Annotated in this window: 12 protein-coding genes; 10 read left to right on the forward strand and 2 right to left on the reverse strand. The window is 73.7% G+C overall.

Going from position 1 to position 12,636, the window contains the following annotated elements; genetic code table 11:
• Positions 1-34 precede the first annotated feature (34 nt).
• Genes D7006_RS07335 through D7006_RS07365 form a run of 7 tightly spaced genes read left to right on the forward strand, consistent with a single transcriptional unit; the run spans position 35 to position 8,324 of the window.
• Positions 35-541 (forward strand): DUF1636 family protein, encoded by a 507-nt coding sequence (locus tag D7006_RS07335; RefSeq protein ID WP_237356120.1) that lies wholly within the window; start codon positions 35-37, stop codon positions 539-541.
• On the forward strand, positions 538-1,572 hold the full coding sequence (gene cobW, locus D7006_RS07340) for a cobalamin biosynthesis protein CobW (protein ID WP_237356121.1): 1,035 nt from the start codon (positions 538-540) through the stop codon (positions 1,570-1,572). The genes D7006_RS07335 and cobW overlap by 4 nt, the downstream gene beginning before the upstream one ends.
• Positions 1,573-1,575: 3 nt before the next feature.
• The gene (gene cobN / locus D7006_RS07345) at positions 1,576-4,908 is read left to right on the forward strand and encodes a cobaltochelatase subunit CobN (RefSeq protein ID WP_237356122.1); all 3,333 of its coding nucleotides are present in this window, start codon (positions 1,576-1,578) and stop codon (positions 4,906-4,908) included.
• Positions 4,905-6,215 (forward strand): precorrin-3B synthase, encoded by a 1,311-nt coding sequence (cobG, locus tag D7006_RS07350; RefSeq protein ID WP_237356123.1) that lies wholly within the window; start codon positions 4,905-4,907, stop codon positions 6,213-6,215. The genes cobN and cobG overlap by 4 nt, the downstream gene beginning before the upstream one ends.
• Positions 6,212-6,847 carry a precorrin-8X methylmutase gene (locus tag D7006_RS07355; RefSeq protein ID WP_237356124.1) on the forward strand — a complete coding sequence of 212 codons (636 nt, stop codon included), beginning with the start codon at positions 6,212-6,214 and terminating at the stop codon, positions 6,845-6,847. The genes cobG and D7006_RS07355 overlap by 4 nt, the downstream gene beginning before the upstream one ends.
• Positions 6,844-7,569: a precorrin-2 C(20)-methyltransferase gene (locus D7006_RS07360; protein WP_237356125.1), complete on the forward strand. Its 726-nt coding sequence runs from the start codon at positions 6,844-6,846 to the stop codon at positions 7,567-7,569. The genes D7006_RS07355 and D7006_RS07360 overlap by 4 nt, the downstream gene beginning before the upstream one ends.
• Positions 7,566-8,324, forward strand: coding sequence for a precorrin-3B C(17)-methyltransferase (locus D7006_RS07365; protein WP_237356126.1), 759 nt, complete (start codon positions 7,566-7,568; stop codon positions 8,322-8,324). Before D7006_RS07360 ends, D7006_RS07365 begins: the two co-directional genes overlap by 4 nt.
• Here the strand turns inward: D7006_RS07365 and D7006_RS07370 are convergent.
• A complete protein-coding gene (locus D7006_RS07370) occupies positions 8,294-9,067 on the reverse strand; it encodes a cobalt-precorrin-6A reductase (RefSeq protein WP_237356127.1) in 774 nt (257 codons plus the stop codon). The two genes, D7006_RS07365 and D7006_RS07370, sit on opposite strands and share 31 nt — an antisense overlap.
• On the opposite strand from D7006_RS07370, the gene cbiE reads away from it, so the two are divergent.
• From cbiE to cobM, 3 genes are read left to right on the forward strand one after another with little or no spacing between them, the layout of a single operon-like run.
• Positions 9,066-10,328 (forward strand): precorrin-6y C5,15-methyltransferase (decarboxylating) subunit CbiE, encoded by a 1,263-nt coding sequence (cbiE, locus tag D7006_RS07375; RefSeq protein WP_237356128.1) that lies wholly within the window; start codon positions 9,066-9,068, stop codon positions 10,326-10,328. The genes D7006_RS07370 and cbiE overlap by 2 nt on opposite strands.
• A complete protein-coding gene (locus D7006_RS07380) occupies positions 10,325-10,711 on the forward strand; it encodes a cobalamin biosynthesis protein (RefSeq protein WP_029557630.1) in 387 nt (128 codons plus the stop codon). Before cbiE ends, D7006_RS07380 begins: the two co-directional genes overlap by 4 nt.
• A complete protein-coding gene (cobM, locus tag D7006_RS07385; RefSeq protein WP_237356129.1) occupies positions 10,708-11,469 on the forward strand; it encodes a precorrin-4 C(11)-methyltransferase in 762 nt (253 codons plus the stop codon). Before D7006_RS07380 ends, cobM begins: the two co-directional genes overlap by 4 nt.
• A gap of 8 nt (positions 11,470-11,477) precedes the next feature.
• Here the strand turns inward: cobM and D7006_RS07390 are convergent, their stop codons facing one another.
• Positions 11,478-12,599: a cobalt-precorrin-5B (C(1))-methyltransferase gene (locus D7006_RS07390; protein ID WP_237356130.1), complete on the reverse strand. Its 1,122-nt coding sequence runs from the start codon at positions 12,597-12,599 to the stop codon at positions 11,478-11,480.
• Positions 12,600-12,636 lie beyond the last annotated feature (37 nt).

Genomic DNA, 12,636 nt, shown 5'->3' on the forward strand with positions numbered 1-12,636 from the left:
CCCTTCGAGCCCGCATGCGCGGGCGCTCGCACCCGTGGACCGTTCCGTGGAGCGAGGCGCGATTCCCGACAGCACAGGGCCTGAGCCGGCCGGCGACAGCGCGGAAACCGGCTGTGCGCCCGCGACGGCGCGGCATCCCGCCCCGGCCGTCACCCTCCTCATCTGCACCACCTGCCGCGCCCCCGGCGTCGAGGCTCCGCAGGAAACTCAGCAGTTGGCCGAGCGCGACGGCGCACGTCTCCTCGCCTCGGCCTGCGCCACGGCCGTCCCCGAAGGCGTGGCCGTGGAAGGCGTCGCGGTCGTAGGGGTCTCTTGCCTCGCCAACTGCAAGCGCGCGCTGTCCGCCGCCATGGTCCGGCGCGACGGCTGGACCTATGTGTTCGGTGACCTCGCTCCGGACAGCGCCGCCGATCTCCTCACCGGCGCCGCCCTGCTCGCCGGCTCCGAAGACGGCCTGATGCCCTGGCGCGGCCGGCCGGATGTTCTCAAGCGCGGCATGGTCGCGCGCATTCCCCCGCTTTCCGCTAAGGAGACCCGATGACCTCGCTCGCCCGCGTGCCCTGTACCATCGTCACCGGCTTCCTCGGCGCCGGAAAGACGACGCTGATCCGCCACGTGCTGGAGAATGCCGGCGGCAAGCGCCTCGCGGTCATCGTCAACGAGTTCGGCGACGTGGGCATCGACGGCGAGATCCTCAAGGGCTGCGGCATCGAGAGCTGCGACGAGGGCTCCATCGTGGAGCTGGCCAATGGCTGCCTGTGCTGCACCGTGGCGGATGATTTCGTGCCGGCGCTGGACCAGATCCTCGCCCGCGCCCCGAAGGTGGACCATATCCTCATCGAGACCTCCGGCCTCGCGCTGCCCAAGCCCCTGGTGCAGGCCTTCCAGTGGCCGGCCATCAAGGGCCGGGTGACGGTGGATGGCGTGATCGCCGTGGTGGATGGCCCGGCGCTGGCGGAAGGCCGTGTCGCCCCCGATCTTGCCGCGCTGGATGCGCAACGGGCCGGGGACGAGAGCCTCGACCATGACGACCCGGTGGAAGAGGTGTTCGAGGACCAGATCGCCTGCGCCGATCTCGTCGTGCTCTCCAAGTCCGACCTCTTGGACGCGGCCGGCTTCGCCGCCGCCGAGAAGGCGGTGGCCGGCGCCCTGCCGCGTGCGGTGAAGCTGGTGCGGGCTTCCGGCGGCAAGGTGGATCTGGCGGTCCTGCTCGGCCTCGGCGTCGGCGCGGAGGACGTGATCGACGCCCGCCGCACCCACCATGACGACGAGGAAGACCACGACCACGACGAGTTCGAGAGCATTGTTCTGGCTCTGCCCGAGATCGCCGATCCCGCCGCGCTGGCAGCTCGGGTGGTTAAGGCGGCGGAGACCCCGGACGTGCTGCGCGTGAAGGGCTTCGCCGCCGTGGAAGGCAAGCCGCTGCGCCTGCTGGTGCAGGGCGTCGGCCCGCGCGTGTCGCACCATTTCGACCGGGCGTGGGGCGCCGGCGAGGCGCGGCGCGGGGCGCTGGTGGTCATCGGCCTCAAGGGCTTCGACCGCGCGGCCGTGGAACAGGCCATCCTCGGCTAGCCCATGCATATCCTCGCCACCACATCGACGAGCCTGGAGGAGTTGGCCGAGCCGGTCGACCTCGCCCAGCCGCCCGGCGACATGGTGGCCCTCTCCTTCACCGACAGCGATCTCATCGGCCTGTCCGCCGCCTGGCGGGCGCGCGGCGATGCGGCCCCCAGCCTCCGCCTCGCGCGGCTGAAGGACCTGCGCCACCCCATGTCCGTGGACCTGTGGGTGGAGAAGGTCGCGGCCAAGGCGAAGGTGGTGCTGGTGCGCCAGCTCGGCGGGCTGGACTGGTGGCGCTACGGCGCCGAGCAATTGGCGGCCATGGCCCGTGCCCGTGGCATTGCTCTCGCATTGCTGCCGGGCGAGGACCAGGACGACCCGCGCCTCGCCGCCCTCTCCACGCTGCCGCAGGACACGCTCGCCCGCTGGCTCGGCTATTTCCGCGCCGGTGGGCCGGAGAACATGGCGGCCCTGCTTTCCGCCATGGGCGAGGCGGCGGGCTTTCCCGCGCCCTATGCCATCCCCGCGCCGCATCCCGTGCCGGCCACCGCCTTCCACCGCCCCGGCGCCGGCCTCGCGACGCTGGAAGAGGTGCGGGCGGTGGGGCGGCCGAACGCGCTCATTCTCTTCTACCGCTCCCAATGGCTCGCCGCCGACACCGCCGCCGTGGATGCGCTGGCGGCAGCGCTGGAGGCGCGGGGCATTGCGGCCCACTGCCTGTTCGTCCCCAGCCTGAAGGCGTCGGACGCCCGCGCCGCCGTGCGGGCGGCGACGGCGGCGCTTAATCCCGCAATCATCCTCACCACCACCGCTTTCGCGGCGGGTGATGCGGCGGAGCTGTTCCCGGAAGGCGGCCCGCCCGTGCTTCAGGCGGCTCCTGCCACCACGGCGCGGGAGGCGTGGGCGGGGAGCCCGCGCGGCTTCTCGGCGGCGGACCTCGCCATGCACGTGGTGCTGCCGGAGCTGGACGGGCGCGTGCTGGCCGGCGCGCTCTCCTTCAAGGATTTCGCGCCACCCGACGCCGACCTCGCCTTCACCGCCGCCATCAACCGGCCGGAGCCGGAGGCGGTGGCCCATGTGGCCGACCGCGCTGCCGCGCTGGTGCGCCTCGCCGCCACGCCACGCGCCGAGCGGCGGCTCGCGCTGATCCTGCCGGATTATCCCGGCGCCGAGGGGCGGTCCGGCTATGCGGTTGGTCTCGACGTGCCCGAAAGCGCGCGGCGGATGCTCGGAACGCTCGCGGCGGCCGGCTACGGCACCGGCCCCGTGCCCGACGATGCAAAGGCGCTCCTCGCCGCGTTCCGTCCCGAACCGGCACTGACACTGGAGGCCTATCGCCGCCTCTTCGCCACCCTGCCGGAGGCCGCCCAGGCCGCCGTCACCGCCGCCTGGGGCGCGCCGGAGGACGATGCGGACGTGAGCGACGGCGCCTTCCGCTTCCGCCTCGCTCGCTCCGGCACCATCACACTGGCCTTCGCCCCCGATCGCGGCGCGAATCTCGACCGGCGGGCGGACTATCACGACGCCAGCCTGCCGCCGCGCCATGGGCTACTTGCCTTCGGCCTGTGGCTGCGCGCGGGGCTCGATGCCCATGCGGTCGTCCATCTCGGTGCCCATGGCACGCTGGAATGGCTGCCGGGCAAGGCGGTGGCGCTCACCCCAGCCTGTTTCCCGCAGGTGGTGATGGGGGCGCTGCCGGTGGTCTATCCCTTCATCGTCTCCAATCCCGGCGAGGCCGCGCAGGCGAAGCGCCGGCTCGCTGCCGTCACCATCGGCCATCTGCCGCCGCCGCTGGCCGCCGCCGGCCTCAGCGAGGCCGAGCAGCGGCTGGAGCGGCTGGTGGATGAATATGCGCAGGCGGATGGCCTCGACCGCCGCCGCCGCGAACGTCTCGCCGGCCTCATCGTCGAGACCGCCGCCGAGACTGGCCTTGCCGCCACCGCCGGCGTCTCCGCCGCCACCGATCCCGACGAGGCGCTGCGCCGCATCGATGCCTGGCTGTGCGACCTGAAGGACCTTGCGGTGAAGGACGGCCTCCACATCTTCGGCGCCATGGCCGAGGGCGAGGCCGACCCGCTGCGCGCCGCTTCGGCGGAGGCGGAAAGCCGCGCGCTGCTGACCGCCCTCGACGGCCGCTTCGTGCCCGCCGGCCCGGCCGGTGCCCCGGCGCGCGGGCGGCGGGACGTGCTGCCCACCGGGCGCAATCTCTTCACCGCCGATCCGCGCACCCTGCCCACCCCCACCGCCTGCGACCTCGCCCGCAAGGCGGCGGACGAGGCGCTGCGGTTGATCCTGCAGGAACAGGGCGACTGGCCCCGCGCGCTGGTGCTGGACCTGTGGGGCAGCGCCAGCCTGCGCACGGGAGGCGAGGAGATCGCCCAGGGCCTCGCCTTCCTCGGCTGCCGGCCGGTGTGGGAGGCGGCGACCGGCCGCGTCACTGGGGTAGAGGTGTTGCCGCCCGCCGTGCTCGGCCGCCCGCGCATCGACGTCACCTTCCGCATCTCCGGCCTGTTTCGCGACATCTTCCCCGCCCAGATCGCCTTGCTGGATGCCGCCGTGCGCGCGGTGGCGGCGCGCGACGAGGAGGGGAGCGAAAACCCCCTCGCCGAGGCCCGCCGCAAGGGCCAGGACCTCTCCCGGCTGTTCGGCTCCGCCCCCGGCGCCTATGGCGCGGGCATCGAGGCGAACCTGCAACGCGGCGCGTTCGAGACCCGCGAAGAGCTTGGCCACGCCTATCTCGCCGCCGCCTCCCACGCCTATGGCGGCGCGGACGGGGTGGCGCGCCCGGCGCCCGGCCTGTTCGCGGCGCGGCTCGCCGAAGCGGATGCCCTGGTACACGGCGCGGACGATGCGGCCCGCGACCTCCTCGATGGCAGCGAGGATGCCGCCTTCATGGGTGGCTTCGCGGCGGCGGGCGCGGCGCTGGGGCGCTCGGCCCATCTTGTCGTGCTCGATACCACGGACCCCGACCGTCCCCGCGCCCGTCCGCTGAAGGAGGCGCTCACGCGGCTGGTGCATGGGCGCGTCTCCGCCCGCTTCATCGCCGGACAGATGCGCCACGGCCCGCGCGGCGCATCCGAGCTGGCGGAGACGGTGGACCGCCTCGTCGCCTTCGCCGAGACGACGGAGCAGGTGCCTTCCGCGCTGCTCGACCGTCTCCATGCGGCCTATCTGGGCGATCCGGCGGTGCGTGCCTTCCTGCTCGCGCAGAACCCGGATGCCGCCCGCGCCATCGCCCGCCGCTTCGCCGATGCCCGGCGGCGCGGCCTGTGGCATGCGCGGCGCAACGATCTCGATGCCGATCTCGACGCGCTCACCGCCGAAGCCGGCCAGGAGGCCGCGGAATGACGCCCATTCCCCCCACCCGCCGCGGTGCGTGCCCGGCCTTCCTCGCCCCCATGGAGACCGGCGACGGCCTCATCCTGCGCCTCGTGCCCGCCGATGGCCGCCTCTCCCCGGCGCAATTGCGCGGGCTGGCGGCGGCCGCCCGTCGCCTCGGCAATGGCATGATGGAGGTGACCGCGCGCGGCAGCCTTCAGGTGCGCGGGCTCACCGCCGAAACTGTTCCGCTGCTTCAGGATGCGGTGCTGGCGCTGGGCATCACGCCGCGCCTCGGCCTCGCGGTGGATGTCTCGCCGCTGGGCGGGGTCGATCCGTCGGAGATTGCGGACGGGCATAAGCTGGCCGCCGAAATCATCGCCGGGGCGGAGCCGCTGGCGGGGAAGCTGGGGCCGAAGGTGTCGGTGGTGGTGGAGGGCGGCGGCGCCGTCAGCCTTGCCGGGCAGAAGGCCGATGTGCGGCTTGTCGCGATAGGACCGGGGCAGTGGGCGCTCACCGTCGGCAATGCGCCCGCCCGCGTGCTGCCGGAGGCGGACGCCGCGGCCGAGGCCTTGGCCGCGCTCGCCGCCATCGCCGCCCTCGGCCGAGCGGCCCGTGCCGCCGATCTGCCGGGCTGCGGGGGGCGGGCGCGCCTGGCCGAAACCGCCGCGCCGCTGGGGCGCATTCCGCTTGCCGACGGCACGCTGGCCTTCGGCTTCGGCCTGCCGTTCGGGGCCGGCGATGCCGCGCAGTTCGAGGCCATCGCCGACGCGCTGGACGCCGCGGGCGCGCGCGACGTGCGGCCGGCGCCGGAGCGCACCCTCATCGCCACCGGGCTTTCGGCAGGCGCCGCCGACGCCTTCGCGGCGCGGATCGCCACCCTCGGCTGCATCACCGCTTCCGGCGATCCGCGCGCCCGCGTCGCCGCCTGCGCCGGGGCGCCGGCCTGCGCTTCGGCCCATATCCCCGCCCGCGCGCTCGCGCCGGTTCTGGCGGAGGCGTTCGCGCCGCTCATGGATGGCACGGTGTCGCTGCACCTCTCCGCCTGCACCAAGGGCTGCGCCCATCCGGCGCCAGCGAGCCTTACCTTCGTGGGCATGGACGGCGGCGTCGCGCTGGTGCATGACGGCCCGGCCTTTGGCGCGGCGCGCCCGGTGCGGCCGGTGGCGGACTTTCCCGCCGCCGTCGCATCCCTCGCCGCGACGCTGGCGGCCCGGCGCAGGCCGGGCGAAACCACCCGCGCGCTCCTCGCCCGCCTCGATCCGGCGGGCCTGTGGGCGGACGGGGCGATGAACAGACGGGCCGGAAAAGACCACGTGACGAGCCGCGCAGAATGACCCTTCCCCTCGATTACGTGCGCGACGGCACGGCCATCTACGAGCGATCCTTCGCCATCATCCGCGCGGAAGCCGACCTCTCCGGCTTCGCGCCGGAGGAGGAGGACGTGGCTGTGCGCATGATCCACGCCTGCGGCCTCGTGGAGGCGGCGCGGGACTTCGTGTTCGGCCCCGGCTCGGTTGCCGCCGCGCGGGCCGCGCTTCAGGCCGGTGCGCCCATCCTGTGCGACGCGCAGATGGTGGCCCACGGCATCACCCGCGCCCGGCTTCCGGCCGGCAACGACGTCATCTGCACCCTGCGCGATCCGGGGGTGCCGGCGCTGGCGGAAAAGCTCGGCACCACCCGCTCCGCCGCTGCGCTGGAATTGTGGGGCGATCAGCTCGCCGGGGCCGTGGTGGCCATCGGCAATGCGCCGACCGCGCTCTTTCACCTGCTGGAAATGCTCGATCGCGGCGCGCCGAAGCCGGCGGCCATCCTCGGCATGCCTGTGGGCTTCGTCGGCGCGGCCGAATCCAAGGATGCGCTGGCGGACGATCCGCGCGGCGTGCCCTTCGCCATCGTGCGCGGGCGGCTGGGCGGCAGCGCCATCACCTCGGCCGCCGTGAACGCGCTTGCGAGGGCCGGGCTGTGAAGGGACATCTCATTGGCGTGGGCGTCGGCCCGGGCGATCCCGACCTCCTCACCCTCAAGGCGGTGAAGGCGCTGCAGAGCGCGGACGTGGTGGGCTATTTCGCCAAGGCCGGCAATGTCAGCCATGCGCGCACCGTGGCCGCCGCGCACTTTCCCGCCGGCGCGGTGGAGCTGCCGCTGCTCTATCCCGTCACCACCGAGATCCATCGGCACGACGACGCCTATCGCACGGCCATCGGCGCCTTCTACGACGCCTCCGCCGCCGCGGTGGCCGAGCATCTGATGGCCGGACGCACGGTGGCGGTATTGAGCGAGGGCGACCCGCTCTTCTACGGCTCCTACATGCACATCCATGTGCGCCTCGCCGGGCGCTTCCAGACGCAGGTCATTCCCGGCGTCACCGGCATGTCCGGCTGCTGGTCGGAGGCCGGCGCCCCCATCGCGCAGGGCGACGACGTGCTGATGGTGCTGCCTGGTACGCTGGACGAGGCGGAACTGGCGCGGCGCCTCGCGGAGGCGGACGCGGCGGTCATCATGAAGGTGGGTCGCAACCTGCCGAAGATCCGGCGCGCGCTCGCCGCCGCTGGCCGGCTGGATCGCGCCGTCTATGTGGAGCGCGGCACCATGGCCGATTGCGCCTTGGTCCCGCTGGCCGAGCGGGCGGACGAGCGCGCGCCCTATTTCGCAATCGTGCTGGTGCCCGGCTGGGAGCGCGCGGCGTGAGCGGGCGGCTCACCGTGGTGGGCCTTGGCCCTGGCGCGGCGCGGCAGATGACGCCCGAGGCGGCCGAGGCGGTGGCGGCGGCCGATATCCTGTTTGGCTACGCGCCGTATCTCGCCCGCCTGCCGGAGCGGCCGGGGCAGGAGCGGCGCGCCTCGGACAACCGCGAGGAGATCGCCCGTGCGTCCGCCGCCCTTGAGGCGGCCGTGGCCGGGGCGAAGGTGGCCATGGTGTCGGGCGGCGATCCCGGCGTGTTCGCCATGGCGGCGGCGGTATGCGAGGCCATCGAGCATGGCCCGGCGGAATGGCGGGCGCTGGACGTCGAGATCGTCCCCGGCGTCACCGCCATGCTGGCGGTGGCCGCCCGCTGCGGCGCGCCGCTGGGGCACGATTTCTGCGCCATCTCCCTCTCGGACAATCTGAAGCCCTGGCCGCTCGTGGAAAAGCGCCTCGCGCTCGCCGCAGAGGCCGGCTTCGTGATCGCCCTCTACAATCCCATCAGCAAGGCGCGGCCCTGGCAGCTTGGGCGTGCGTTCGAGCTGCTGCGCGAAAAACTGCCGGGCTCCGTGCCCGTGGTGTTCGGCCGCGCGGCGGGGCGGGAGGACGAGCGCATGGCGCTTGCGACGCTGGCCGAGGCCGATCCCGCGCAAGCGGACATGGCCACCTGCGTCCTCATCGGCACCACCGAGACGCGCATCGTGCCGCGCGCGGGGATGTCGCCCCTCGTCTACGCGCCGCGCTCGGCGCCCGCGCCGTGAGCGAGGATGCCGTCGAGCCACGCCTCGGCCTCGGCCGGGCGCTCCACGGCGGTCACGTCCGGCGCCAAGGGGCGGGCGATCAGGATCACCTCGATGCCCAGCGCCCGCGCCGCCGCCATCTTGCCATAGGTGGCGCTGCCGCCGCTGTTCTTGGCCACGATGGCGTCGATGCCATGGGCCTTGAGCAGCGCATGGTCCTCCGCCTCGCCGAACGGCCCGCGTCCGAGCACGTATTCGGCGTGCGGCACCGCCAGCGGCGGCGTGACGGGATCGACGCTGCGCACGAGATAAGCGTGCAGCGGCGCCGCCTCGAAGGCGCGCACCTCATTGCGGCCGAGGGCAAGGAAGGCGCGGCGGGGCACGTCCCCCAGCGCCGCCACGGCGGACGGCACGTCGGCCACCTCGCGCCAGCGGTCGCCCGGCTGGGGCTGCCATGGCGCGCGGCGCAGGGCGAGGAGGGGCACCCCCGCCGCCGCGCAGGCGAGCGCGGCGTTGAAGGACATGCGTGCCGCATAGGGATGCGTCGCATCGATGACGGCGGCGATGCCTTCCGCCTTGAGATAGTCTTCCAGCCCGGCCGGCCCGCCGAAGCCGCCGACGCGCACCGGCACCGGCTGCGGCGCCGGATTTTCCGTGCGCCCGGCCAGCGAAAGGGTGACGCGGATATCGGCGCGGGGCGCAAGGCGGGTCGCGAGCGCACGGGCATCGCCGGTGCCGCCGAGGAGGAGAATGTGGGGTTTCATGGCTGACGCAAAGGGGATCATCGCCGCCGACACTGCCCCGGCCGGGCGCTGGCTGTCCATCGTCGGCATCGGCGAGGATGGGGCGGAAGGACTCTCCCCCGCCGCCCGCGCCGCTGTTTCCGCCGCCGCCATCGTGTTCGGCGGGGCGCGCCATCTGGCGCTGGCCGGCGATCTGGTGAAAGGCGAGGCGCGGGTGTGGCCCAGCCCCTTCAGCCTCGATGGCGTGCTTGCCGCGCGCGGGCGGCGTGTGTGCGTGCTCGCCTCGGGCGATCCGTTTCTCTACGGCGTCGGCGCCAGCCTCGCGCGCCATGTGCCGGCGGACGAGATGTCCGCCTTTCCCGCCCCCTCCGCCTTCGCGCTCGCCGCCGCCCGGCTCGGCTGGGCGCAGCAGGAGGCGGACCTCCTCTCCCTCCACGGCCGCCCTCTGGCGCGGCTGCGGCCCTTCCTGCAGGACGGCGCGCGGCTGCTGCTGCTGACGTCGGACGGCGACGGCCCGGCGCAGGTGGCGGCCTTCGCCACCGCCCATGGCTGCGGCGCCTCCCGCCTCATTGTGCTGGAGGCGCTGGGCGGCCCGGCGGAGCGCATTCGCAGCACGACGGCCGAAGCGTTCGACCTAAAAGACGTCGCCGCCCTCAACGTGGTGGCGCTGGAGGTGCGGGCCGCGCCCGAGGCCCCCATCCTCCCGCTCGCAGCCGGCCTTGCGGACGACCTGTTCGAGCATGACGGGCAGATCACCAAGCGCGAGGTGCGCGCGCTCACCCTCCCCTCCCTCGCGCCGCGACGAGGGGAATTGCTGTGGGACATCGGTGCCGGGGCGGGCTCCATCGCCATCGAATGGCTGCTGGCGCATCCCTCCCTCTCGGCCATTGCCATCGAGGGGCATGGGGAACGCGCCGCCCGCATCGGCCGCAATGCGCATAAGCTCGGCGTGCCCCACCTGAAGGTGGTGGAGGGTGCGGCACCGGGCGCCCTTGCCGGATTGCCCACGCCGGATGTGATCTTCATTGGCGGTGGGGCCAGCGAGCCCGGCGTGTTCGATACCGCTCTGGCAGCGCTGAAGCCCGGCGGGCGGATGGTGGCCAATGCGGTGACGCTGGAAACCGAGGCGCTGCTGATCGCCGCCCATGCCCGCCTCGGCGGGACGCTCACGCGCATTTCGCTGGCGCGGTCGGTGGCGGTGAAGGGCATGACCGGCTGGCGGCCCGCCATGCCGGTGACGCAATGGCGCTGGGAAAAGCCCCGGCAGGGAGAGGGCGCATGATCGTGGCCGGGATCGGCTCGAAGCGGGGCGTGTCGGTGGAGGAGGTGATCGCCGCCTTCGACGCCGCCCTGGCGCGCGCCGAGCTTGGGCGGGATGACGTATCCCTCGTCGCCACCCCGGCGATAAAGGGCGGGGAGGCCGGCATCAGCGAGGCGGCGGCGCTGCTCGGCCTGCCCTTGGTGCTGGTGCCGCAGAGCCAGCTGGAAGCCGCCTCCAGCCGGGCCAAGACCCATTCGGAGCGGGTGGTGGCGCTGCTGCGCGTGCCCTCCGCCGCAGAGACGGCCGCGCTGGCAGCGGCGGGGGCCCATGGCCGCCTGCTCGGTCCGCGCCTCGCGCTGGGCCCGGTCACCTGCGCACTGGCGCGGCGGGAGGGTGTGGTTTGACCGTCCATTTCATCGGCGCCGGCCCCGGCGCTGCGGATCTCATCACCGTGCGCGGCCGCGATCTCATCGCTCGCTGCCCGGTGTGCCTCTATGCCGGCTCCATCGTGCCGGCGGAAATGCTCGGCTGGTGCCCGCCGGGCGCGCGCATCGTCGATACGGCGCCGCTCGATCTCGACCGGATCGAAGCGGAATATGTCCGCGCTTTCGCGGCGGGCGAGGACGTGGCGCGGCTGCATTCGGGCGATCTCTCCGTCTACAGCGCGGTGGCTGAGCAGATTCGCCGGCTGGAGCGGCGGGGCATTCCCTACACGCTGACGCCCGGCGTGCCGGCCTTCGCGGCGGCGGCCTCCGTGCTCGGGCGCGAGCTGACCGTGCCGGAGGTGGCGCAGAGCCTCGTCATCACCCGCGTCTCCGGCCGGGCCTCGGCCATGCCGGAGGCCGAGACGCTGACGGCGTTCGCGCAGACCGGGGCGACGCTCGCCATCCATCTCGCCATCCATGCGCTGGATCAGGTGGTGGCGGATCTGGTGCCCGTGCTGGGCGCCGACTGCCCGGTGGCGGTGGTGGCGCGGGCGACGTGGCCCAACGAGCGGGTGGTGCGGGGAACGCTCGGCGATATCGCGGGCAAGCTCGCCGCCGATCCCATCCCGCGCACCGCGCTGATCCTGGTGGGGCGGGCGCTGGCGGCGGCGGATTTCCGCGAGAGCGCGCTCTATGACACCGCCTATGTCCGCCGCTTTCGCGGGGGTGGTGAATGATCCGCCGCTCAGCGCTTTGCGGGGTGGAAGGGCGCGCGGCCCATGAGGGCGCCGTCGCGGTCGAAGACGGCGATTTCCAGCAGAACATCCGCCCGGTCGAGGGCGCGGGCGGCGGTGGTCCAGGCGGCGCGGGCGACGCAATCGCCAAGCGGAAACCCGGCCGCACCGGCGATCTGGAAAGCTTCCGCCACCATGTTCGCGCCGGCGATGCGGGCGCTGAGATCGGCGTCGGCCCCTGCCTCGGCGGCGAGGCGCGCGAGGGCGTCGAGATCGGCGCTGCCGCGCTTGGAGTGCAGATCGAGGAAGCCCTGCGCCAGCTTCGTCATCTTGGCGACGCCGCCGGCCACCGTCACCTTGGGCACGGGGTGGGTGTGAACATATTTCAGCATGCCGCCGACGAAATCGCCCATGTCGATGAGCGCCACCTCGTCGAGCCCGTGCAGCTTCTGCACCGCCGCCTCCGAGGCGGAGCCGGTGGCGCCGGCCACGTGGTCGAGCCCCATGGCGCGGGCCACATCGATGCCGCGATGGATGGAGTGGATCCACGCCGCGCAGGAGTAGGGCACGACGATGCCCGTGGTGCCCAGCACAGACAGGCCGCCGACGATGCCGAGGCGCGGATTGAGCGTCTTCAGGGCCAGCGCCGCGCCGTCCTCGATAGAAATCTCCACCTCGGCATCTGCGGCGACGCCATGGGCGGCGGCCACCTCGGCGATGCCGGCGGCGATCATGCGACGGGGCACGGGATTGATGGCCGGTTCGCCCGGCGGAATGGGCAGGCCCGGCCGCGTGACCGTGCCGACGCCCGCGCCCGCCTTGAAGGTGACGCCCGCACCCGCCCCGCCGCGCCGCACGGTGGCGCGGACGAGGGCGCCGTGGGTCACGTCCGGATCATCGCCCGCATCCTTCACGATGCCGGCGGTGGCGGTCTCCGTGCCGCGCTCGTGCATGGCGAGGGCGAAGGCCGGGCGGGCGCCGGAGGGCAGCTCCACCTCTACAGGGTCGGGAAAGTCGCCCGTGACCAGCGCCGCGAACGCCGCCTTGGCCGCGCCGGCCGCGCAGGTGCCGGTGGTCCAGCCGCGCTTGAGCGGCCTGTCGGGTGCGTCGTCGGCGGTGTCGCCCGTGCTCATGGGCTCCGTGATAGCCGGCCGGGTGCCAGCAAGGAAG

This window comes from Xanthobacter sp. YC-JY1, from assembly GCF_021730305.1.
GTDB lineage: Bacteria > Pseudomonadota > Alphaproteobacteria > Rhizobiales > Xanthobacteraceae > Xanthobacter > Xanthobacter flavus.

What these genes read in the sequence shown, in the direction of transcription:
- cobW (WP_237356121.1), top strand. Translation starts at nt 538, where the DNA reads ATGACCTCGCTCGCCCGCGTGCCCTGTACCATCGTCACCGGCTTCCTC.
- cobN (WP_237356122.1), top strand. Translation starts at nt 1,576, where the DNA reads ATGCATATCCTCGCCACCACATCGACGAGCCTGGAGGAGTTGGCCGAG.
- cobG (WP_237356123.1), top strand. Translation starts at nt 4,905, where the DNA reads ATGACGCCCATTCCCCCCACCCGCCGCGGTGCGTGCCCGGCCTTCCTC.
- D7006_RS07355 (WP_237356124.1), top strand. Translation starts at nt 6,212, where the DNA reads ATGACCCTTCCCCTCGATTACGTGCGCGACGGCACGGCCATCTACGAG.
- cbiE (WP_237356128.1), top strand. Translation starts at nt 9,066, where the DNA reads ATGGCTGACGCAAAGGGGATCATCGCCGCCGACACTGCCCCGGCCGGG.
- D7006_RS07370 (WP_237356127.1), bottom strand. Translation starts at nt 9,067, where the DNA reads ATGAAACCCCACATTCTCCTCCTCGGCGGCACCGGCGATGCCCGTGCG.
- D7006_RS07380 (WP_029557630.1), top strand. Translation starts at nt 10,325, where the DNA reads ATGATCGTGGCCGGGATCGGCTCGAAGCGGGGCGTGTCGGTGGAGGAG.
- D7006_RS07390 (WP_237356130.1), bottom strand. Translation starts at nt 12,599, where the DNA reads ATGAGCACGGGCGACACCGCCGACGACGCACCCGACAGGCCGCTCAAG.